Annotated in this window: 20 protein-coding genes; 12 read left to right on the top strand and 8 right to left on the bottom strand. The window is 63.3% G+C overall.

The window, feature by feature from the left end:
- Positions 1-61: 61 nt before the first annotated feature.
- The 3 genes from AZG88_RS17865 (at position 62) to AZG88_RS17855 (ending at position 2,547) form a co-directional block, all read left to right on the top strand.
- A complete protein-coding gene (locus tag AZG88_RS17865; protein ID WP_061698440.1) occupies positions 62-826 on the top strand; it encodes an SDR family NAD(P)-dependent oxidoreductase in 765 nt (254 codons plus the stop codon).
- Complete coding sequence (locus AZG88_RS17860) at positions 823-1,608, top strand: crotonase/enoyl-CoA hydratase family protein (protein ID WP_061698439.1); 786 nt, start codon at positions 823-825, stop codon at positions 1,606-1,608. Before AZG88_RS17865 ends, AZG88_RS17860 begins: the two co-directional genes overlap by 4 nt.
- 141 nt (positions 1,609-1,749) lie before the next feature.
- Entirely contained in the window at positions 1,750-2,547 is a 798-nt protein-coding gene (locus tag AZG88_RS17855; RefSeq protein WP_061698438.1) for a FadR/GntR family transcriptional regulator, read from the top strand.
- Between the two features lie 188 nt (positions 2,548-2,735).
- On the opposite strand, the gene AZG88_RS17850 is transcribed toward AZG88_RS17855, so the two are convergent.
- Positions 2,736-4,226, bottom strand: coding sequence for an aldehyde dehydrogenase family protein (locus tag AZG88_RS17850; protein ID WP_061698437.1), 1,491 nt, complete (start codon positions 4,224-4,226; stop codon positions 2,736-2,738).
- Between the two features lie 236 nt (positions 4,227-4,462).
- Between AZG88_RS17850 and AZG88_RS17845 the strand changes: the two genes are divergently transcribed.
- The 5 genes from AZG88_RS17845 (at position 4,463) to AZG88_RS17825 (ending at position 9,423) form a co-directional block, all read left to right on the top strand.
- A complete protein-coding gene (locus AZG88_RS17845) occupies positions 4,463-5,596 on the top strand; it encodes an amidohydrolase family protein (RefSeq protein WP_061042860.1) in 1,134 nt (377 codons plus the stop codon).
- A gap of 25 nt (positions 5,597-5,621) precedes the next feature.
- On the top strand, positions 5,622-6,584 hold the full coding sequence (locus AZG88_RS17840) for a PDR/VanB family oxidoreductase (protein ID WP_061698449.1): 963 nt from the start codon (positions 5,622-5,624) through the stop codon (positions 6,582-6,584).
- 74 nt (positions 6,585-6,658) lie between these two features.
- Positions 6,659-7,822 carry an acyl-CoA dehydrogenase family protein gene (locus AZG88_RS17835; RefSeq protein WP_061698436.1) on the top strand — a complete coding sequence of 388 codons (1,164 nt, stop codon included), beginning with the start codon at positions 6,659-6,661 and terminating at the stop codon, positions 7,820-7,822.
- Positions 7,819-8,991 carry a thiolase family protein gene (locus tag AZG88_RS17830; protein ID WP_061698435.1) on the top strand — a complete coding sequence of 391 codons (1,173 nt, stop codon included), beginning with the start codon at positions 7,819-7,821 and terminating at the stop codon, positions 8,989-8,991. The genes AZG88_RS17835 and AZG88_RS17830 overlap by 4 nt, the downstream gene beginning before the upstream one ends.
- Positions 8,992-9,066: 75 nt before the next feature.
- Complete coding sequence (locus tag AZG88_RS17825) at positions 9,067-9,423, top strand: Rieske (2Fe-2S) protein (RefSeq protein WP_061698434.1); 357 nt, start codon at positions 9,067-9,069, stop codon at positions 9,421-9,423.
- Between the two features lie 436 nt (positions 9,424-9,859).
- Here AZG88_RS17825 and AZG88_RS17815 read toward each other — a convergent pair whose 3' ends face one another.
- From AZG88_RS17815 to AZG88_RS17800, 4 genes are all read right to left on the bottom strand, one after another.
- Positions 9,860-10,516 (bottom strand): alcohol dehydrogenase catalytic domain-containing protein, encoded by a 657-nt coding sequence (locus tag AZG88_RS17815; protein WP_061698432.1) that lies wholly within the window; start codon positions 10,514-10,516, stop codon positions 9,860-9,862.
- A 202-nt stretch (positions 10,517-10,718) separates the two neighbouring features.
- Positions 10,719-11,915, bottom strand: a complete 1,197-nt coding sequence (locus tag AZG88_RS17810; protein ID WP_179377950.1) for a cytochrome P450 — start codon at positions 11,913-11,915, stop codon at positions 10,719-10,721.
- Positions 11,916-12,245: 330 nt separating this feature from the next.
- A complete protein-coding gene (locus AZG88_RS17805; RefSeq protein WP_061698430.1) occupies positions 12,246-13,034 on the bottom strand; it encodes an amidohydrolase family protein in 789 nt (262 codons plus the stop codon).
- A gap of 13 nt (positions 13,035-13,047) precedes the next feature.
- Positions 13,048-13,797, bottom strand: a complete 750-nt coding sequence (locus AZG88_RS17800) for an SDR family NAD(P)-dependent oxidoreductase (RefSeq protein ID WP_061698429.1) — start codon at positions 13,795-13,797, stop codon at positions 13,048-13,050.
- Between the two features lie 215 nt (positions 13,798-14,012).
- On the opposite strand from AZG88_RS17800, the gene AZG88_RS17795 reads away from it, so the two are divergent.
- The 3 genes from AZG88_RS17795 to AZG88_RS17785 all read left to right on the top strand — a co-directional run bounded on the left by AZG88_RS17795 (position 14,013) and on the right by AZG88_RS17785 (position 16,736).
- The gene (locus AZG88_RS17795) at positions 14,013-14,450 is read left to right on the top strand and encodes an SRPBCC family protein (RefSeq protein WP_082833357.1); all 438 of its coding nucleotides are present in this window, start codon (positions 14,013-14,015) and stop codon (positions 14,448-14,450) included.
- A 61-nt stretch (positions 14,451-14,511) separates the two neighbouring features.
- Positions 14,512-15,669, top strand: a complete 1,158-nt coding sequence (locus AZG88_RS17790) for an acyl-CoA dehydrogenase family protein (protein WP_061698427.1) — start codon at positions 14,512-14,514, stop codon at positions 15,667-15,669.
- Entirely contained in the window at positions 15,669-16,736 is a 1,068-nt protein-coding gene (locus tag AZG88_RS17785) for an acyl-CoA dehydrogenase (RefSeq protein ID WP_061698426.1), read from the top strand. The genes AZG88_RS17790 and AZG88_RS17785 overlap by 1 nt, the downstream gene beginning before the upstream one ends.
- Positions 16,737-16,811: 75 nt before the next feature.
- Here the strand turns inward: AZG88_RS17785 and AZG88_RS17780 are convergent, their stop codons facing one another.
- Both AZG88_RS17780 and AZG88_RS17775 read right to left on the bottom strand, forming a co-directional pair.
- On the bottom strand, positions 16,812-17,045 hold the full coding sequence (locus AZG88_RS17780; protein WP_061698448.1) for a DUF3263 domain-containing protein: 234 nt from the start codon (positions 17,043-17,045) through the stop codon (positions 16,812-16,814).
- Positions 17,042-17,998 (bottom strand): SDR family NAD(P)-dependent oxidoreductase, encoded by a 957-nt coding sequence (locus AZG88_RS17775; RefSeq protein WP_231914066.1) that lies wholly within the window; start codon positions 17,996-17,998, stop codon positions 17,042-17,044. Before AZG88_RS17775 ends, AZG88_RS17780 begins: the two co-directional genes overlap by 4 nt.
- A 136-nt stretch (positions 17,999-18,134) precedes the next feature.
- Here AZG88_RS17775 and AZG88_RS17770 point away from each other — a divergent pair, with 136 nt between their 5' ends.
- A complete protein-coding gene (locus AZG88_RS17770; RefSeq protein ID WP_218834943.1) occupies positions 18,135-18,995 on the top strand; it encodes a FadR/GntR family transcriptional regulator in 861 nt (286 codons plus the stop codon).
- 86 nt (positions 18,996-19,081) lie between these two features.
- On the opposite strand, the gene AZG88_RS17765 is transcribed toward AZG88_RS17770, so the two are convergent.
- Positions 19,082-22,141: a protein kinase domain-containing protein gene (locus AZG88_RS17765; protein ID WP_082833359.1), complete on the bottom strand. Its 3,060-nt coding sequence runs from the start codon at positions 22,139-22,141 to the stop codon at positions 19,082-19,084.
- Positions 22,142-22,396: the final 255 nt, after the last annotated feature.

Genomic DNA, 22,396 nt, shown 5'->3' with positions numbered 1-22,396 from the left:
ACGTTAAGTCTCTGACTCTGTCGAACAGGGTCGACCGGGCTTCGAGACGAAGGAGAATCTCATGAATCTTGACGGGACATCCGCGCTGGTCACCGGAGGCGCGTCGGGCCTCGGTTTGGCCAGTGCGCGCGCACTGGCCAAACGGGGAGCGCACGTGACCATCCTGGACTTACCCACGTCCGCCGGTGAGGCGGTGGCCGCGAGCTTCGGTGGCGCGGCCAGCTTCGCACCCGCCGACGTCACCGACGAGGAAACGGTGTCGGCCGCGCTCGACACCGCGCAGTCCCATGGCCCGTTGCGTGCGGTGGTGCACTGCGCCGGACGTAGTCATACGATGCGCATCCTGGACAAGGAAGGCCGACCCAACCCGCTCGGGAACTATGCGGGAGTCATCCAGACCAATCTCATCGGCTCGTATAACGTGCTGCGGCTCAGTGCCGCCCGGATGGTGAGCAACGAACCCCTCGACGGCGACCGCGGCGCGATCGTGATGACGGCATCGGTCGCGGCCTGGGAGGGTCAGGTCGGGCAGATTCCCTACGCTTCGTCGAAGGCGGGTGTCGTCGGCATGACGATCGTCGCCGCGCGGGACCTCGCGACCCACCAGATCCGGGTCGCCACGATCGCACCCGGAATCTTCGACACTCCGCTGCTCGCACGGCTTCCCGAGAACGTGCGCGACAAACTCGGACAGTCCGTCCCACACCCCAGCCGCCTCGGCGATCCGGCAGAATTCGGCGAACTCGCCGTCCACATCATGGAGAATTCCATGATCAACGGTGAAACGATTCGACTCGACGGCGCCATCCGGATGGCGCCGCGATGAGCACCACCGAGACGCCCGCATCGCTGATGATCGACAACCCGATGGACGGAGTCGCCGTCCTCACGATCAACCGGCCCGCGGCCCGTAACGCCGTCGATCTGGCCACCGCTCGGGCGATCAGCCGCGCCCTCGACGCACTCGACGACGACCCGAACTGCCGTGTCATCGTGCTGACCGGCGCGGGCGGCCACTTCTCGGCGGGAATGGACCTGAAAGCCTTCCGGGCCACGGGCGAACGCCCGGTCGACGACAAGCGTGGACCATTCGGCCTGGTGCGCAAACCGCCCGATACGCCGCTCATCGCCGCTGTCGAGGGTGCCGCCATGGGCGGAGGATTCGAGATCGCCTTGTCATGCGACCTCATCGTAGCCGCCGAGGACGCCGTGTTCGGTCTCCCCGAGGTGCAGCGCGGACTCACCGCCGCCGGCGGCGGTCTGCTGCGACTGCCCTCGCGCATCCCGTATCACCTTGCCATGGAGGCAGCCCTGACCGGACGGCGTCTGACCGCCCGGTGGTGCGCCGAACACGGCCTCGTCAACAGAATCGCAGCGCCGGGCCGTGCCCTCGATACTGCGCTCGATTTCGCCGAGGAGATCAGCGGCAACGGACCGCTGGCCGTGCAGGCGTCGAAGAAGGTGATCATCGAGTCCGGCAATTGGGCCACCGATCAGGCATTCGAGCATCAAGAAGCCATTGTCGACCCGGTTCGTCACTCCGCCGACGCACGCGAAGGCGCGACGGCCTTCGCCGAGAAACGGCGGCCAGTCTGGACCGGCCGCTGACCGGCCGCGCCATGCGCACCAACAGGTACCCCAATCGGGAAAATATCGCAGTAACACTGCATATGTCAGCTGTATATGGCAGGGAATGACCCTCGGATGCCCCGCAGCTACATCAGCGACACCAGGCCCAAGGAGCATCGGATGCTGGAAGCGAATGGCAATGGCAATGGCATCAACGTGAAAGACATGACACCGCAGGCCTATGAGCCGCGGATGCCACCGAAACGCTCCGAGGTGATCGCCCAGCGGATCGTCAAGGACATTCGGACTCGCGGTCTTCGTCCCGGTGATCCCCTGGCCACGGAAACGGAGATGTGCGCCTCCCACAGCGTCGGCCGGAGCACGCTCCGGGAGGGACTGCGAATCCTCGAGCTTCTCGGCGTGATCGAGATCCGTCCCGGACGCGGTGGCGGGCCGATCGTGGCCGCACCCAATTCACGCCATCTCGCGAGCACCATGGCGTTGTTGATGCAGTTCTCGGAGACCACGTTTCGCTCTGTCATAGAGTTGCGGGGTTACATCGAGCCAATCGCCGCGTCGCTGTGCGCGGTACACCGGGACGAGCAGACGGTCCTCGCGCTGAAGGAGTCGGTGGCCAGCATGCGGGCCGACATCGACGACGAGGCCACGTTCCTGCACGAGAATCACCAGTTCCACACCCTCGTGGCCACCGGCGCCAACAACCCGTTGATCACGTACATTTCCAACTCCCTCGACTGGGTTCTCGACGGCGCGCCGCTGGGCGTGCAGTTCACCAGGACCGCTCGTCGTTCGGTACTCGCCGTACACGAGGCGATCTGCCAGACGATCGCAGCCGGCCAGCCGACCGCAGCGGGGGAAGCAATGGAACGCCACATGGTCGAGACGGCGAAGTACTTCGAGAAGAAGTTCCCGACCGTCATGCGTCAGGTGGTGACGTGGGAACTCTACGGCCTCTGACGTTCCTCCGGCACAAGTAGACCGTATCCGCCCACCCGGGATGGATACGGTCTTTTCATGCGGGGCGTTGATTTTTCCTGCGGCGGCAGGTGTCCCGGCTGTCCCGGCCACGGCGCACCAGAGTGGTGGGGAAGAGTCCACCGACTCTTCCCCACCACTCTCCCCACCACTCTCTTTGGTGTGAGGCGCTATCCCGAGTAGGCCCCGCTGAGCAGAATCTGCTTGAGCTCGGTGAATTCGAGGATTCCCTCGGCGCCGCATTCGCGGCCCCATCCGGACTGCTTGACTCCGCCGAAGGGTTCGGTGAGCGAGCAACCCGCGAGATTGAGCGCGACTCCACCCGACCGGATGCGCTTCGCGATTTCGAGCGCCTTGTCCCGGTCCTGCGCATAGACCGACGCGGCAAGTCCGAACGGGGTGTCGTTCGCGATCCGAACCGCATCGTCGAGGTCATCGTAGGCGATCACGACGGTGATCGGGCCGAAGACCTCTTCCTGTGCGATCTGCATGTCGCTGGTGACGTCACGCAGCAGAGTCGGCGCGAAGTAGTAGCCGCGGTCGAGACCGTCCGGCCTCTTACCGCCGGCCGCAACCACCGCACCCTGTTCGAGTGCCTTGGCCAGCATCCGTTCGGTCCGCTCGACGGATCGCTTGTTGGCCAGCGGACCGAGATCGGTGTCCGAATCGAAGGGGTCGCCGACCTTGATCGCATCGAACGCCTCGGCGAGCTTGGCCACAACCTCATCATAACGGCTGCGGGAGACAAGAATTCGCGACAGTGCGACGCACACCTGCCCACAGCCGCCGGTGGCGCCGGGCACGAGGGTAGCCAGCACCTCGTCGATGTCGACGTCGTCGGCGATGATCGCCGGTGACTTGCCGCCGAGTTCGAGGGCGGTCCTCGCCAGGCGCTGCGAGGTCTGCTGGACCACTTCCTTGGCCACTGCGGTGCCGCCGGTCATGTGGACCATGTCGATGCCGGGGTGCTGAACGAGGTACTTGCTGGTCTCGAGTTCCGCGGCGAGACCACTGATGACCCCTACCGGGAACCCGGCGGCCTTGGCGGCGTCCATGATCAGCCGCGAGGTCAGCTGCGACTCGGGCGCGAATTTCACCACCACGGGGCAGCCGGCGAGCAGCGCCGGGATGACTTTCATGCCCATCAGCGGCACCGGTCCGTTGTAGGTCAGGATCGCCAGGACCGTGCCGATCGGCTGATGCTGGACCAGCACCTCACTGGTGGCGTTCTTGCGGATCTCCTCCCATTGCAGGGTAGGCGCGATGTCGATCGCATGTCCCCAGATCGCGCTGCCCGCACCGGAGTTGATCATCTCGCCGTGCGCGCGGGTGTATCCGGACTCGAACATCCAGGCACGGTTCATCGCATCCAACCGGGCCTCGAGCTCGTCGGCGAAGGTGCGGCAGATTCGCGCCCGCTCCTCGACGGGCATGTGCGGCCAGGGACCCTGATCGAATGCCGCACGCGCCGCCGCGACCGCGGCGTCGGCGTCCGCCGTGGTGGGCGAGGGCACCGTGGCCACGACCTGTTCGGTCGAGGGCATGACAACGTCGATGGTCCCGGCACCGGTGGGCGTTACCCACTCCCCGGCGATGAACACCTTGTCGAGTTCGGGAACGGTGACGTCGAACTCGTTAGCGGTCGCGGCGGTAGTTGACATCTGGACCTCTCGGATTCGCGTGAGATGAGGTGCATTCCTGTGACGGAAGTAACACTTAACATATTTAACATAGATATGTTTTAAAAGTCAACGACGCAGTGGCGCCGGTGCGATACGCAATCCCCTGCTACCCATCCTGCGGCTGTGACCCGGATCTCGACAACCCGATCGACGGGCTGTAAGGTAGATAACATAGCACTATTTAACGACCCACCGCCTAAGCGAGGAAAGTGCCCATGACCACTGCGTATGCAGCACAACAGGCCACCGAGAAGAAGCAGTCGTTGGCGATCATCGACTCCGACGTCCATCCCTACATGGAGAACGGGCTGGCGACTCTGGTGCCGTACATGAGTACGGCGTGGCAGAAGCGCATCGGCGCCGGACTGGGCGGCGGCCACACGGTGGCGTCGCAGTTCCACCTTCCTCTCGATTACCTCTACATCAACTCCTCCGGAGGCATGCGCGGCGACACGTCCCGTCCCGGCATGTCGCCGGCCACCGACCCGGCGTTCACCGCCGCGCAACTACTCGACGGCGCCGGCATCGATCGGGCGATTCTCCTGTCCGGACACCTGCTGGGTATCGGAGCGATGCCCGATCCGCAGGTCGCCGCCACCATCGCGTCGGCATACAACGACTGGATGTGTGAGCGGTGGCTCCAGTTCGACAAGAGGTACCGGGGCGGCCTCGTCATCGCACCCCAGGACCCCGAGCTCGCCGTCAAGGAGATCGACCGGATGGCCGATCGACCCGGGATCGTCGAGATCTTCATGCCCCTGCACGACATCCTCATGGGCGAGAAGCACTACTACCCGATCTACGAGGCAGCACAGCGGCACGGACTCCCCATCTGCGTGCACCCCAGCGGAACCGAGAATGTCTACGCCCGCGCTCCCCGGATGGCCGGCACCCCGACCTACTACATCGAGTGGCACGCACTGCTGGGTCAGATCCATCAGGCCAACACCGCGAGCCTGCTCTGTCACGGTGTCTTCGAACGTTTCCCGGAGCTGAAGGTCGTCATCGCCGAAGGTGGTATCGCCTGGATCGCGGAACTCAGCTGGAAGCTCGATGCCGACTGGTACGGACTGCGCGACGAGATTCCCTGGGTCAAGCGGCATCCCAGCGAGTACCTGAACGAGAACATGCGTTTCACGACGCAGCCGTTCGTCGAGCCCCCCAAGAAGCAGCACCTGCTTGCCCTGATGGACATGATCAACGCGGAGAAGGTCCTGATGTTCAGTTCCGACTACCCGCACTGGAACTACAACGACCCCACAAATGCCCTCGCCGGTCTGCCGGAGGATCTCCAGCGCCGGATCATGTTCGACAATCCACGGGAGTTCTACGGTGACCGCATCAACTGAGTGGGATACCACAGCCATGAATGTCATGCTGACTGCGAACGACTCCGAAGTCGACCTCGACCTCGTTGTCCACACCCGACGGATACTGACGCCGGACATCGTGGTGTTGGATCTTCGGGCGAATGACGGCGCACTTCTTCCGTCATGGTCTCCCGGCGCACACGTCGAGATGAATCTCGCCAACGGACTGTCCAGACAGTATTCATTGTGCGGGGATCCGGGCGACCGGCAGACCTGGACTGTTGCGGTGCTGCGCGAGCCGAGCAGCCGGGGCGGTTCCGACTACATCCACGACAACCTGCCCACAGGAACCAGCGTCAAGAGCCGGGGGCCGAGGAACAACTTCCCACTCGAGCCTGCGAGCGCGTACCGGTTCGTGGCCGGCGGTATCGGGATCACTCCGATGCTGCCCATGATTCGAGCGGCGGAGGCGTCGGGTACACCGTGGACGCTGATATACGGTGGTCGCTCACTCGAGACGATGGCCTTCCGGGACGAGCTGGCCCGATACGGCGACAAGGTCACATTTCACCCGCAGGACACTCACGGGCTACTCGACCTGGCCACCGAACTGGCGAACCCCGCTCCCGGGGCCGCGGTGTACTGCTGCGGGCCCGAACCGCTGCTGGCCGCGATCGAAAGCTTCTGCGAATCGACCTGGCCTGCAGGTGCATTACATGTGGAACGATTCCGCGCCGATCTGCCGGATCTGGCGAACGCCCGAGCGATCGAGGTGGAACTTGCTCAGTCCGGCATGACGCTGACCGTGCCGTCCGATAAGAGCATTCTCGAGGTGTTGACCGACGCTGGTGTCATGGTCGACGCCTCCTGCGAAGAGGGCACGTGCGGGACCTGTGAAGTCGTCGTACTCGAGGGCATCCCGGAACACCATGACGTCGTGCTGACCGAGAGCGAGCGTGAGAGCGGCGAGTGCATGATGATTTGCGTCTCACGCGCCAAGGGCAGTTGCCTCAAGTTGGATCTGTGAATGTCGTTGCACAGCAACGAGAGCATCACGATCCGCACGTACTCGCCGTAGTTGGCGGACAGACAAGGAAAACTATGTCTTTCGATCTAGACCAGAAGTATCTCGCGATACGTGACGAGGCGATCGCGGTCGCGGCCTCCGCCGAACCATTCGCCATCGAAGCCGACGCGATGAGCACCGTGCACGAGGGCATGCGGAAGATTCTCGCCGACAGCGGCCTGTGGAGGTTGACCATACCGGCCCGCTGGGGTGGGCGATTCGACTCGGTCGACCCCCTGGCCGTGTGCATCGTGCGTGAAGTCCTCATGGGAACCTCGGCGCACCTGGATTCGCTCTTCGCACTACAGGGCATCGGGAGCTTCGGATTGGCGCGGGCGGGAAGTGACGCGCTCCGGGACGAGTGGCTGCCCAAGGTTGCCTCCGGGGATGTGCTCGCCGGCCTCGGTCTCACCGAGCAGGAGGCCGGTTCGGACCTGAAGAACATCATCACCGAGGTACACCGAGACGGTGAACGATTGGTGCTGAACGGCAACAAGTCCTTCATCTCCAACGGCGGTGCGGCGGGGTTCTATTGCGTTCTGGCACAAGAGGGACAGGGGCTGAGCTTGTTCCTGGTCCCGGCAGACGCCCCCGGTTTGACCCTCACCCCGACGCCCGAGATCATCGCCCCCCACATCCTTGCCGAGCTCGCCTTCGACAACGTCGAAGTCCACGAGGGCAACCGCATCGGGGAAATCGGCAAGGGACTCGAGCACGTGCTCGCCACACTCGCGGTGTTCCGTGTCTCGGTGGCCGGCGCATCGATCGGTCTCGCCCAGGCCGCCTTGGACGAGGCCGCCCGGCACGCCGGGACGCGCGTGCAGTTCGGGCGTCCCCTGGCCAAGCTGGGCGCAGTGGCCGACATGCTCGGCGCCTCCTGGGCCGAACTCGAAGCGGCCCGCCTGCTGACCTACAAGGCCGCCGACATGGCCCGGGTCGACCCGGCCGCATCCCTGCACTTCAGCTCCATGGCGAAACTCGTCGCCAGTGAAACCGCCGGTCGTATCACCGACCGCGCAGTGCAAATTTCCGGCCGCTTCGGGCTGGTTCGCGATTCCAAGCTCGAGCGACTCTACCGCCAGGCGCGTCCGATGCGGATCTATGAGGGTTCCTCGGAAATTCTCCGGCTCGGTATCTCCAAGACGCTCGTGAGCACCGTCCTCGCCGGCGATACGATGCAGGAAGGACTGCGACGATGAGCCGCGACACAGCGCATCAGGCCGTCATCATCGATGCGGTCCGGTCCCCGGTCGGCCGTGGCCATGCCGACAAGGGAGTCCTGCGGGACGTCCACCCCGCCGATCTGCTGGGGCAGTGCTACGAAGGCGTCCTGCACCGTGTGGGCATCGACCCGGCTGTCGTCGACAACGTGATCACCGGATGCGCCAACCAGATCGCGCAGCAGTCCTCCGGCATTGCCCGAACCGCATGGTTGCAGAAGGGTCTCCCGGCAACGACGGGCGCAACGACGGTGGACATCCGCTGCGGGTCCGGTCAACAGGCCGCACACTACGCGGCGTCGTCCATCACGGCCGGCATCGATCGAGCAGTGATCGCCGCCGGGATCGAGCACATGGGCCGCAACGGTTTCCGCGTGCACCAGGGATCCCAGGAACAGTGGGGCCAGGCGTTCACCGAGGAACTGCACTCTCGGTACCCCCTAGTTCCCCAGGGCGTGGCTGCCGAGCGTCTGGCCGACCGCTATCAGATCAGTCGCGCCGAAATGGACGAATTCTCCGCCCGGTCTCACCAGCGCGCCGCCGCGGCCGTCCGGGACGGGCATCTCGCCCGGGAAATCCACCCGATCGATGTCAACGGCACCAAGATCGACTCCGACCAGGGCATCCGGGCAGGGGCCACAACCGAATCACTCGCAGCACTGAAACCGGTCTTCGCGGACGACGGAAAAGTGACGGCAGGCAACTCGTCGCAGATTTCGGATGGTGCCGCCGCCGTCCTGCTCACCAGCGCTCACTTCGCGCAGGAACACGGCCTCCGGCCGCGTGCGCGTGTCGTGGACCAGGTGGTCCTCGGGGTGGACCCGGTCGACATGTTGACCGGCCCCATCCCGGCGACCACACGAATCCTCGACCGGAACAATCTGAGCATCCACGACATCGACGCGATCGAGATCAATGAAGCGTTCGCATCGGTGGTGTTGGCATGGCAGCGCGAATTCCGGCCCGACATGGACCGCGTCAATGCCTGGGGCGGAGCCATCGCGATCGGACATCCTCTGGGTGCCACCGGGGCTCGGCTGCTGACCACGATCGTCAATCGGTTGGAGAACACCGACACCCGCTGGGGACTGGTGACGATGTGCTGCGGCGGCGGCCTCGGCACTGCCACGTTGATCGAGAGAATCTGACCACCTACCTCCCACCGTTCCCGTCGACGGGAACGGTCGACGGGAACGGCCTCACCGCACGACTGGAGCACCACAATGACACGCCACGTGATCGGCAAACTGGACGAATTTCCCGACGACACCCGCCGCGTCGTCGACATCGACGGCGTGGACATCGCCGTCTTCAATGTCGGCGGCGCCTTTCACGCGATGCGCAACGCCTGCCCGCACAAGGGTGCGCCGCTGTGCACCAATGCCCCCACCGGCATGATGCTCGAAAGCGCACCCGACGTCTACGACTGGGGACGCGAAGGCGAAATCGTGAGGTGCCCCTGGCACGGGTTCGAATTCAACCTGTCCGACGGCAAGTCAGTCGTCGCACCGCAGCTCAAGCTCCGGGCCCGCGTCTACAAAGTCGACGTCGAGGGCGAGGAACTGGCGCTCTACGTCTGATCGATTCTGTCGTCCGCTGTGGTCGACAGCGAACCTCTCGAACGACGGGCGTACACCGCCGAACGATCTCAGATGACACGCGACCCGGGCCGGTGAACACCAGCCCGGGTCGTTTCGTGCTGCCTCCGGATGACCGGTTGTGTACGGCTGCCGAACGATTCGGTCGGCAAGCACCTCGCGTTGAAATCGCAACGGCCCCGGTCCGTCTCTGCGCGAGATCGGACCAGTGCCGCTGACGACGAAGGACGGAAGCCTCCGTCTGGCGGCTTACATGACCAGGGGACTCCTCGCTCCGCGATCTTGTGCTCGGCAAGGTCCTGCAGGGCCTGGTTGACGTCGTCAAGACTGTAACGCGTGGCGTCGGCGTTGATTCCGTGTGCTTTCCAGAGGCTGATGACCGCGGCCAGGTCGGCGTGTGACGCGAGCGAACTCGTACTCACCTGCACTTCCTGGTTCGGACGCGTGTAGCCAAACGACAGATAGCCGCCGCCGATCCCGGCGAGAACGAGGGCACCACGAGGGCGATGGCGCCAGCGGCGAGGGCGAGGGCGAGTGTGCTGTCGACTCCGACGAAGTCGATGACCGCGTCGACACCGAGGCCGTCACCGGACACGTCCAACAGCTGACGGACAGCCTCGTCGGATGAGGAATCGACCGCCATGGAGGCGCCGATCGTGACAGCGTGTTCACGCTTGCTTGCGTCGATGTCGACGGCGACAATCCGTGCCGGCGTCAGAGCCGACAACGGGGTCCAGGTCTCCCAGCGGAACGAGGTGCCGGGCGGCGGGAACGAGCAGGTAGTCCGCCCATCCTGGGCTGGGGTCACGCCGACATAGCTGACGTTCGGGCAGATGTGCTCATGGCCGGTCCCGCAGATCCGGCAGGTGCCATCACCCCACCCCGGCCATACCGCGACCGCATCCCCCACGTCGAGGCCGGTCACGCCGTCCCCGAGCGCCTGCACGTGCCCGGTGTTGTCGTGTCCGAGCGTCCACGGAAAGTACGGCGCGGAGGGCATCCCGGGTCCAGCGTTCTGGATGGTGACATTTGGGTACTTGATCGCGAACTGACCCAATCCTCCGGCGCCGGTCACGGCGACGCATCGATCCGTAGGCCGTGAGTCCGGCGTCGGTCAACGGCGCCGCCTGAGTGGCACACCCCGGACGCAGCGAGCTTCACCACGACCTGGTCCGGCCCCGGGGTGGGTCCGGGACTTCCTCGACGACGAGATCAGAGCCGGTGGACCGCAGTCGAGCAGCACGCATGAAATGAGTGCTGTTGCAGCGACCGACGACTCAGGCAGTGAACCGGTACCCGGCCAGGCCCCGCACCCAATAGGACGGCATCCACTGCGGATCCGACTCGAGCGGCTGCAGATCAGGGAAGCGTGTCAGCAGCCCGCTGACGGCCTTCGCGCACATCATGCGGCCGAGCGGCGCACCAATGCAGTGGTGGGCGCCGGTGGCGAAGGACAGATGCTTATTGAGATTGGGCCGGTCGAGGATGAACCGCTCCGGCTCGTCGAACACCGTGTCGTCGTGGTTGGCCGACGCGATATACGCGAACACCATGGAATCGGCCGGGATGGTGACACCCGCGACCTCGACGTCCCGCACGGCGGTCTGGAAGACCATCTGCACGGGCGAGTTCTGACGCAGAGTTTCCTGTACTGCTGCCAGGGCTCTACTCGGGTCGCGCCGCACCTCGGCCAGGATGTCGGGGTGTGTGAACAGGTTGTACACCGTCGAGCTGATCAGGTGGGACGGCGTCTCGGAACCACCGAACTGCATCAAGGCAACCAGGCTCAGGATCTCGGTAGCGGTGAGAGTCTGACTTTCTTCCTCGGCGCGAACAAGATCTGAGACCAGGTCGGTCCCGGGATTGGTTCGACGGTATTCGATCTGCTCGGTGAAGTAGGCACGGAGCTCGGCGACACTCTTGCGGATCTGGTCGATCTCCTCCTGGGGGAGGACTCCGCGGCTGGGCGACTTCAACAGATCCATCGTCCAGCGCTTGAAGTTCTCCCGCACGTCCGGGTCCTCGACGCCGAGCAGGTCGGCTGTGACGTTGACCGGAACGTAGGCGGCGAAATCCGACACAAGATCGAAGTCCGAACGCTTGTCCTCCAGGTTGTCGAGCAGACGGTTGACCACAGCGTCGACCTTCGGCTCCATGGACTTGATCGCACCCGGGCGGAAGCCGGCGTTGGCCAGGCGGCGAACGCGTGAATGCTCCGGCGGGTCCGTGGCGATGATGGAATTCACTTCGGGTACGGGATCGAACTCACCGAACGCGTTGGTAGTGAAGTCCTTGGCGGAATAGATTTCCGGATGCTTGAAGGTGCTCTCCACATCGGAATACCGGAAGATTCCCCATGCACCGACCGACTCGATGTACTGCACCGGCGCGTTCTGACGCAGTTCTTTGTAGAAGGGGTAAGGGTTCTGCTGAACCAGGTATTCGAGCGGATCGAAACCGGTGGCGGTTGTCACCATGACCTCCAAATCAGGACCGACCGACTCTTCTGAGTCATGCCCGGACAGTTCGCTATGTGACGCACAACACGTACTGAAAGTACGTAACCATATTCATATTATCTACGCAAGGGCTGCGGTCCTGCCGAAAAGACTTGATGTTGGAATCCTCAGCTGAGTCGGCACTTTGGCTCCTGCCGACCGGTCAAAGAAAATCGGTTGTACATGGCCAACTCCTGCCTGCAGCCGACGCGGAGGCCATTCACCCGCCCGCCAGACGGCTTCGGTCCGAGCCCCACCTCGTACCGGTGGCAGGGCTCGAACCGAGAGGTCGAGATTCGACCCAGGTCAGATCGAAATATTCAGCAAACGCGCAAGATTCAACCCCAGGATGTTATCGACATCGCTTTCGGGCAGGCCCAGCTGCCGGACTGCCTGAATCTCCCGCCCTTGATCTGCCATCGGCCAATCCGAGGCGAAGATGATTCGCTCGGGACCGTGTGACTCGATCACCTTCCGCACATCGGTCGGGTTGAGCTCGGCGAGGCTCGGTGGCCACGAGGTGTCGAGGTATACCGGGAGCCCGACGACCGTGTCGACCGCCGCCTGAAACTGCCGGTAGCCGCCGAAGTGGCAGGCGATGACGTCGAGCCTGGGGAATTTGCGCACCAGCGCTGCCAGCATCGCAGGACTGCAGACACCCTCGGAGCTGGCGGTCGAGATGGAACCGATGTGAATGATGACGGCGAACTCGCCCTGCATCGCGTCGAAGAGGCGGTCCATGCGCGGGTCATCCAGAGCGTACTTCTGAAAGAAGGGGTGGATCTTCACCCCTTTCAGACCGTGCCTGCGGAGGCTGCTGATGTTGTCCTCGACCGATAGGTCGGGGTGGACGGACCCGAATCCGATGAAGTAGTCGGGATCGAGCGAACCGGAGAACTTGTTGGCCTTGTCGACGGCTGCACCGTCGTTCGCGACGGCGAGGCAGACCGAGCGGTCGATCCCCGCTGCGGCCATCGATTTCATGAGACCGTTCGCCGTGCCGTCACCGCGGCGTTCGAGATCCGGCACCGATCCGGCCAGAGCGCGTTTGGCCACCGCATCCGGCCACATGTGGGTATGAGCGTCGATGATCATTGACAGAGACCTTTCAGAGCCGGCTGACTTCGCCGCCGTCGATGACGGCGACTGAACCGGTGACAAAATCGGACAGAGGTGATGCCAGATATGCGACAAGGGGACCGAATTCTTCGGGGTCACCCATCCGGCCGGCCGGGATCTTTCTCAGCCGCCGGGCGAGCACGTCCGGCGAGTCGGTGACGGCACTCTGCGCGTCCGTGGTGAAGGCGCCGGGAGCAATGGCGTTGACCTGGATACCTTTTTTGGCCCACTCACCCGCGAGGGCCTTGGTGAACTGAACGAGCGCGCCCTTGGACGAGGAGTAGGCCACCAATGTCGGCTTCCCCTTGATCCCGGAGGTGCTGGCGACGTTGATGATCTTGCCGGACCCCTGCGGAATGAGGTGGTGTGCCGCCGCGCGGGTCAGTACAGCGGGCGCACGCACGTTGACGTCGAAAACTTCATCCCACAGTTTCTGGGGTTGCTCCTCGAAACGCCCCGCCGGCGCGATACCGGCATTGTTTACCACGATGTCGAGGCGTCCGAAAACCTCGACTGCCGTGTCGGCGAGGGCCGCCACGGCATCCATGTCGCGCATGTCGCACGTCTGCACGGCCGTGTGGTCGGGGTATTGGCCGTGCAGATCCTCCAGCGCCTCACGCGAACGTGCCACCAGCAGTACAGACGCCCCTTCCCTTATCAGGGCTCGAGCCGCTGCCCTACCTAGTCCACGGCTTGCGCCCGTCACGATCGCGACCTTTCCGTCAAGCTGGAGGTCCATTGATCCCATTCCTTTCGGTGCTGAAGTGCCTCGGCGTAACCACATCTACGGGTAACACCGTCGTCGCGCTCTTGCCAGGCAACTATATTCTAATTATATTTGTCATATTAAACGTCAAGCGGTGTCGGCGCCAGACCCCTTTGCACTCTCGCGAGAGGCGAGCAGTGGTCTCGAGTCGGTGGCCGATGGCCCCCATCACCCGTCACGAAAGGTAAATGAAACCTATGAGTGTTCCGATGACAGTCGAGGAGACCATCCTCTCCCCCACGCCTGCCGGGGAGATCTGGGAGCTGTGTGGCGCCCCCGCCTCGATCGCTGACTGGTCTCCCTCAGTGGGGAAGTCTTGGATGGATGGCGACGTACGGTACGTCGAACTCACCGGAGCCGGCCAGGCCCGGGATCGAATCACCCAGCACGATGACGCGGAGCACTACTACACCTATGACTACCTGGACGGCCCGCTGGTGCTCGGTTCAATGTCCGCGCGGTTCGCGGTGCAGTCCACAGTCGACGGCGGTTCGAAGATCGTGTGGTCCGCGCAGTTCACTGCTGTCGACGATGCGCAAGGCGCGGCGTTGGCACAGGCAGTGGGCGGCTTGTACCAGGCCGGGTTGAACAGTCTCACCGCGCTGGTGGCAGCGAGCCACTCGTGAAGGTTCTATCGTCGCCAGCCCGGCCCCGCGCGCGCCGGGCCCGTTCCCGAAGGAGCCTCCGGTGAGCAAGATTCGATTGATCCCGCCCGCCGTCGACGATCCGAACGACCACGCTGCGCTTCGCGCCGAGCTGCGCGGCTTCCTCCGTGAGTGCCTCGACGACGCGGTGTTCACACCTGGAGTCGACACCTGGCTCACCGGATGGGACCCCGAGTTCACGCGCTTGCTGGCCGAACGTGGATGGATCGGCATGACCATTCCCACCGAATACGGAGGACACGGGCGGTCGCACCTGGAACGCTTCGCCGTGACTGAAGAACTACTGGCTGTGGGCGCCCCGGTCGCGGCTCACTGGATCGCGGACCGGCAAATCGCTCCGTCGCTGATGAAGTTCGGCACCGAGCAGCAGAAGCACCGCTTCCTCCCTGCCATCACGCGGGGTGAGTGCTTCTTCGGCATCGGCATGAGTGAACCCGACTCCGGATCGGATCTGGCGAGTGTTCGCACGAAAGCCGTTCGTGTCGACGGCGGCTGGATGGTCACCGGGACCAAGGTGTGGACGTCCGGAGCCCACCGTGCGGACGCGTTCATCGCGCTCGCCCGGACCTCGCCGAAGGATCCGGACGCCCGCCACGCCGGTCTCAGCCAGTTCATCATCGATCTGAGGTCACCCGGCGTCGAAATCAGACCCATCATCTCGATGGGGGGAAGTCATCACTTCAACGAGGTGTTACTCGAGGATGTATTCGTTCCCGACGACATGGTGCTTGGCCGGATCGGGGACGGCTGGCGGCAAGTGACGTCCGAACTCGCATACGAACGCAGCGGTCCGGAGCGGTTTCTGTCGACCTTCAGCTTGCTCGCCGAGACGCTGGAACAGGTCCGCACCCAGACAATTCGGGGCAACGGCGGCCTCGGGCGTCTGACCGCCCGAATCGCAGGACTGCACCACATGTCCTCCGCCGTCGCCGGCGCCCTGCACCGCGGTGAGCGAGCGGACAGCGCTGCCGCCGGGGTCAAACTGTTGGGCACCGCGGCCGAAGGCGACATCGCAGACTACGTGGACGTCCTCGTAGACCGCGACGTCAGCCCCTACGAAACCGGATGTTTCGCCGACCTCATCGACCAGGCAATCGTCCAACGACCAGGCTTCACCCTGCGGGGCGGCACCAACGAAATTCTCGAGAGCGTTGTCGCACGAGAGCTAGGACTGCGCTGATGAATACACACACGACGGTCGATCCTGATCTCGTCGAGATGATGGAATCGGTCTTCATATCTCACCGCACCGCCATCCACACCTCGGCTGATGCCGCTGTGTTGGATCCCAAGTTGTGGAAAGTACTGGACGACCTCGGACTGGCACGTTTGACCGGCAGCGAGTCCCATGGAGGAAGCGGCGCCGACTGGCACGCCGCCGCAATACTGCTCGGAGCCGCAGCCGCCTCGGCCGTGCACGTTCCCGTCGCCGAGCACGATCTGCTGGCCGGCTGGCTTCTGGAGACGGCTGGCCTTCCCATCGACGGTCGCCTGCGAACAGCCTTCCTGCTGACCGACACGCGGAAGGCCAGCATGGTTCCGTGGGCACGCGACGCCGAATCCCTGGTGGCCCTGCGCCGTACCGACTCAACGTGGATGGTTTCCGACATAGCCAGAGACCAGGCGACCATCATCCCGGTACAGAATGTTGCCGGCGAGCCCCGGGACCGCGTAACAATCGATGTCGACAATGCAACCTGGACATCAGTCCCGGACCACGTCGCCGAAACCTTCGTCCTACGAGGGGCTCTCGCCCGAGTCTTGCAAACGTGCGGAGCGATGGAACGGATCGTCGAGCTGTCGATCGAGCACGTGTCCAGCCGTGTCCAGTTCGGCCGGCCACTGTCCAAATTTCAGGCAGTACAACGCCTCGTCACCGGAATCGCCACCGAGACAGCACTCGCACGCGCCGCCGCAGACGCAGCGGTCTCCCGAGTCGAGCGAGAGGGATGGAACACACCCAGCGCTGCTTTCAGCGTCGCGGTAGCCAAGTCCTGCGCTGGGCATGCCGCCTCGACCGTGGTCCGCAATGCCCATCAAGTCCACGGCGCCATCGGCACGACACACGAGCATGACCTCCACCGGTACACCTTGCCGGTGCTCGCCTGGCGTTCGGAATTTGGATCTGTCGACCAGTGGGACCGGTTGCTCACCCGCACCGCGGTCGCCGCCGGTCGGGATGATGCATGGAGTCTGATCACCGAGGGCCGCCCCGTCACGGGGGTGGTCGACATCATGATGCGATGAGCCGCCGCCAGCCGGTTGTGCCGCGTTCGGTATCGGCACAACCGGCTGTGCAGGATCAACCCACCGACAGGGTCGTCACCTAGTTCGTTGAGCAGCGCGCTCCGGTCGGCGCGCCCGACAGATTGTCCGCAGCTCCTCTCGAACATCGGGAGCCAACTCGCGTGCCTTGACACCGTCGAGTATGCGGGCAAGCCGCCTGAAGTACTGGTCCGGCGAGATACCGAACTCGACAAAGATGTCGGAACGACTCCCCCCGCCCCAATGTCGCCACTTGACGGCGAAGGCGAGGAGGTCGGCGTCGCGGTTCATTCGCGTCCCTCCCGCGGCGGCCATTCATCAATCATGTGTAGTCCGCGCCCGAGATGAGCGGCACCGTCGATTTGCAACAGTTGACCGGTAATCATCCGTCCAGCAGGGGTTGCGATGAAAGCAACGAGCTCGGCAACGTCCGCGACCGGCGTAGCCCGACCGGCCGGCACCGATTCGGGAACCACGCGATCACGCAGGGATGCCGCCACTGCCTCCGGCAACGAGTCCGAGATCACCACCCCCGGCGCCACGCAGTTGGCGCGGATGCCCAGGTGAGCCCATTCGAGCGCAAGGGTCTTCGTCATCGCCAGTACACCGGCGCGAGCCGCCAGCGAGTGCGCGAGGCCCACGCTCCCCCGCTCGATCCCGGACAAGGAGATGTTGACGATGCTGCCACCCCGCTGGGCGAGGAATTGCTTGGCTTCCGAGATCACGGTGAAGACGGCGTTGAGGTTCAGGTCGACCACGGATCTGAATCCGTTGTCGGAGATCTCTTCCGCCGCAGCGTAAAACTGGCCGCCCGCATTGTTGACGAGAAGATCCATGCCCAGTTCGGCCGATGATTCGGCGATGACTGAGCGCACCCGGGCGCAGTCTCGAACATCGGCCGTGAACCATCGAAACTTTCCCTGCGCATGCGCCGCCAGTTCCGCTGTCTTCTGGAGCGCGGAATCGGTTCGACCGATCCCCGTCACCGTCGCACCGAGTTCGACCAGGCGGACGCAGATCCCCTGCCCGATTCCACTTCCAGCACCTGTTACCACGGCGTGCTTCCCCGCAAGTAGCATCGGCGCCAGCACCTTGGGGTCGGCAACCTCCCAGTCCCGGCCCGATTGTGGGGGATGCGGCCGAAAACCTGACATGCCGACTCCTTTCGAACCTGACAGCGACGATGTGTCGGTTCTGATCATTTGCCCGGCTCGATTGACGCCCGCGGGTCTATTGACGTCCACCGCGATCAACCGGGACCCGTTAGAGGCATAACATATCTATGTTTACAGCGGCGAATTCGTCCCGTCAACCCTTCGGCGTGGGGACTCGGAGCGGCACGAACGACGCACACCAGGGTTCCAAATGTATGATGAACATATGGCAGGTAAAAAGGTGGCCACGACTACGGCCGACACGCGCACCCGCAGAAGTCGCTCCGTGGATTCCAACGAGACCGCCACCCAGATCCTGCCACTCTTCCGGGACGTCACCCCTCTGACACGCCCGCCCGGAATGCCTCCGAAACGTGCTGAGATGATCACTCAACGCATCGTGCACATGATTCAAGAACAGGGCCTGAAGGCCGGCGACCCCCTCCCCATCGAAACGGACATGTACGAGATGTTCGGGGTCGCACGAAGCACACTTCGTGAGGCTCTGCGCATCTTGGAACGGCAGGGCGTGATCGTCATCCGCCCGGGTCGAGGTGGCGGACCTACTGTTGGATCACCGGACTCGCGTCACCTCGCGAGCACGCTTGCCCTTCTGATGCAGTTCTCGGACACCCCCTTTCGATCCGTGCTGGAAACTCGTGAATACATCGAGCCGATCGCCGCCGCCCTCTGCGCGCAGAACGGTGACGAACGGGTGATCAACGGACTTCGCCAATCAGTCGACGCCATGCGTGCGAGCCTCGCCGACGAAAGCGCATTTCTCTACGAGAACCACAGATTCCACGAGCTGATCGCCGATGGGGCTCAGAATCCGCTGATCTCTTATTTTCTCAACTCACTCGACTGGATCATCGACGGCGCCCGGTTGGGAGTTGTCTACAGCCATGCCTCACGCAAACACGTTGCGGTGATTCACGACCAAATCTGTGAAGCAATCGAAGACGGCGACAGTGATCGCGCACGTGATGCCATGAGCGAGCACATGCAAGAGACTCGCGCCTTTTTTGAGCGTAAACACCCGAAGGTCATGAACCAGACATTGACTTGGGAAATGTACGGTCAGTAAGCCCGGGCCCGGTTTACTCCGTCTGTATCGGGCAGTCCTCGGCGCCCTGCAGCCGGCGGGTACTCGAACCGCGTGGACGATACCGGTCAGGAATCGGTAATGGCCAAGGTTATCGCGTCTTCCGCACCCAACCGTGATCCCTTACGGTGCCGTGAACTGAAGGCCGTCTCGCCGAGGCTATTGCGGGTCGCTGCCTCGCATTCGGTGTGGTGGATATGAAGGTCCTGAAATAGTAGAGGGGAGCTTCCCACCGCAGATCCCAACGACTCTGCGGCACCTAACAGCATCGCCGCTCGGTCGAAGTTTCGGTTACGACTTGCTATCCACGCGAACCCCTCCAGGCAAAAGGCGGTGACGAGGGGCTCGTCGATCAAACGGCACAACCGCAGGCACTCCTCCAGATAGTGTTTTGCGCGAACAATATCTCCTTGCCGGAAGACCGCAATGCCGATTCCCCATAGTGAATACGAGCGAAAGACCGACTCACCATGCGATTCGGTGATGTCGAGCACCTCACGATGGCACGCGATCGACCGCTCCGTGTTGCCGCCCAACTCGTGTGCCAATCCCAACAACATCAGAATCCAGACTCGCACGCCGACGTCATCCTTTTCACAGAACACCGGGAGCGCGTCTTCCAGTCTGTTGATGGCCTGCACGACGTCGCCGCTGTAGAGCGCAAGGATTCCCTTGGCGTGGGCCATACGAGCGTCGCTGGCAGGGTCCGACATCTCGGCGACCAGCATCTCGCCCTGGGCGATGAGATTCGAGCCAGCGGCCACGTCACCCTGCAAGTCTGCGAGCACGCTGTTGGCATACAGAGCTTTGACTCGGTCCGCCGACCTCCTCACCGGTCGCGTTTCCAGGGCACGATCGAGCCAATACCTCCCCTCGCGAAACAGGTTTCGGGAGAGCCAGAAGGAAAACAGTGCCGTCGCGATCTGGAGAGCGGTCCCTTGCTCTCGTTCGTCGGGCTCGAACACCGCGAACTCCATCGCTTCACGGAGATTCGATTGTTCCCTGCCAAGTCGCGCGATCCAGTCGAGTTGACGGACACTGATCCAATCGCGCTCGGCATCGAGTACTAATTGTCGGTACCAGTCATGATGACGACGCCGCAGTGTCGCATAGTCGCCGGACTCCCGTGCTTTCATTTGTCCGAATTCACGGATCGTCTCCAACATCCGAAATCCCACCGCAGGGCCGTGCTCTTGCCGAATGAGGATCGATTTGTCGACCAACGAGAATACGCCGTCGAGAAGTTCATCTCGGTCAATTTTCTCACAAATGAACTCCGCCGCATCAAGTTCGAAGTTACCGACGAATGCGGACAGATTGATCCATATCTGCCGTTCCAGCGGCGTGCAGAGGTCATAACTCCACTCGATACACAGCCGAAGGGTGCGCTGACGAGCCGGCGCCGCACGGCTTCCATGGGTGAGAAGCTTGTATCGGTCGTTCAGCCGCTGAGCGATCTGATCGAGCGACATCGCCCGCAATTGAGCTGCGGCCAATTCGAGGGGCAACGGCAAGCCGTCGAGCTGACGGCAGATCCGCACCACGGTGTCGATATTGTCGTCGGAGAGCTCGAAACCCGGCACCGCTGTGGTGGCACGTTCCTCGAACAGAGCGATCGCATCATAGTGCGGCGATGCCATCAATGCGGGCTCGTGATCGGCGTCGGGGGTGCTCAAGGACGGCACGCGCAAGACGGACTCGCCGGGAATGTTCAAGGGCTCACGAGTCGTGGTCAAGAACTTGATGTCCGGGCACGTGCGAAGAACGGTCTCGACGAACCGCGCAACCGGCGCAACCACGTGCTCACAGTTATCCAGGACGATCAGCAACTTCCGGTCGATCAGAAACTCGACAACCTCGTCCATAGGCTCAGCGTGACGAGTTCTCAGGCCGAGGGCTCGTGCGATCACGTCGACGAGAAGCGACTCGTCCAAGACTTCACCGAACTCCGCCAGCCACACACCGTGCGGAAAATCGCTTCGCATGTCGGCGGCGAGTCGCAACGCGAGCCGTGTCTTCCCGACACCTCCGATACCCGTCAACGTCACCAGACGCGCGGTGTGGAACATGTGCTTCACTTCGGACAGCTCGCCCTGGCGGCCGACGAAGCTGGTCAACTCCAAGGGGAGATTCCCCCCGCGACTCTGACGCGCGGTTCGGTGACCTGAGCTCTCCTCGCTGGACGCCGTCGGCACGGCGTCGCGTCGACCGAGCGGCGCCGATTGCTCCTCCCTCAACAGCGCCATCTCATCCACGTCGAGACCGTTCCGCGCTTGGAGGGCGCGTAGCTCGTCGCCGAACTCGATAGCACTTCCAGGACGGTCACGGGGGTCGCGTGCCATGGCGTGTTCGATTGCGGCAGCCACATCATCGGGGACTCCGTGTTCCCTCAAGTCGGGAGCCGGATTCTTCGTGATTCGGACGAATTGCGCGACGACCTGCTCACCCGACCGGCGCTCGAAGGCCGCGTGCCCGGTCAATGCACAGAAGAGGGTCGCGCCGATGCTGTATATGTCCGAGACCGGGGTCGGTGATTCTCCTCTCAAGATCTCGGGAGCAGTGAAGGCAGGCGAAGCCGTAATCATGTCCTTGGCTGTCTCGAAACCGCCCGCAATGTGTGCGATGCCGAAGTCGGTGAGTGCCGGTTCTCCGTAGCTCGAGAGCAAGATATTGCCCGGCTTGATATCGCGGTGGAGAATCCCGAGTCGATGCGCGGTCCCCACAGCACCCGATACTCGGACCCCGAGTCTCAATACTAGATCCGCGCTCAGGGGACCGTCGTTCTGGATCAGCGTGTCGAGCGAGTCCAAGGCGTGGTACGGCATGACGATGTACGGTCGGCCACTCGCCGTGGAACCCACGTGAAGAATATTGACAATATTTGGGTGGCCAGTCAGGCGACCCATAGCCCGCTGTTCCCTGAAGAACCGGGCCCTGTTCTCCTCGTCGATAGCTCCGGTCAAGACCTTGACTGCGACCGTACGGTCCAACGACGGTTGCAGACATCGATAGACCACTCCGAAGCCGCCACGGCCGATCTCGCAGGCCTCCGTCAATCCAGCCCCACTCAACTCACGCTCGATGGCAGCGTCATCCCTCCGTGTCGTCAACCCACCATCCTCAACCATCACACCTTCACCACCCGCGTTCCGCTGAGACGGCACTCCGTCGATGCATCGGCGGCCGTCGTGCCATCACCGATACGACATCAGCAACAGTAAATCTACCCGTTGTCCGACATGATCCATGGACACAAACGCAAGATCAGCGCACCAAGCACTCGACCGGGCAGTGCCTATAGGTCGAGCGGGTTGAGGGGACCGTCATAAAGCGAGCGTGTCGACTTTGCATACCCAATATTCCGGGTCGTTGACAGCGCGAAC

It is taken from the genome of Rhodococcus sp. LB1 (assembly GCF_001583455.1).
Classification (GTDB): domain Bacteria; phylum Actinomycetota; class Actinomycetes; order Mycobacteriales; family Mycobacteriaceae; genus Rhodococcus_F; species Rhodococcus_F opacus.
The sequence above is the reverse complement of the archived record's forward strand: the minus strand, read 5'-3'. Positions and strand labels throughout refer to the sequence as shown.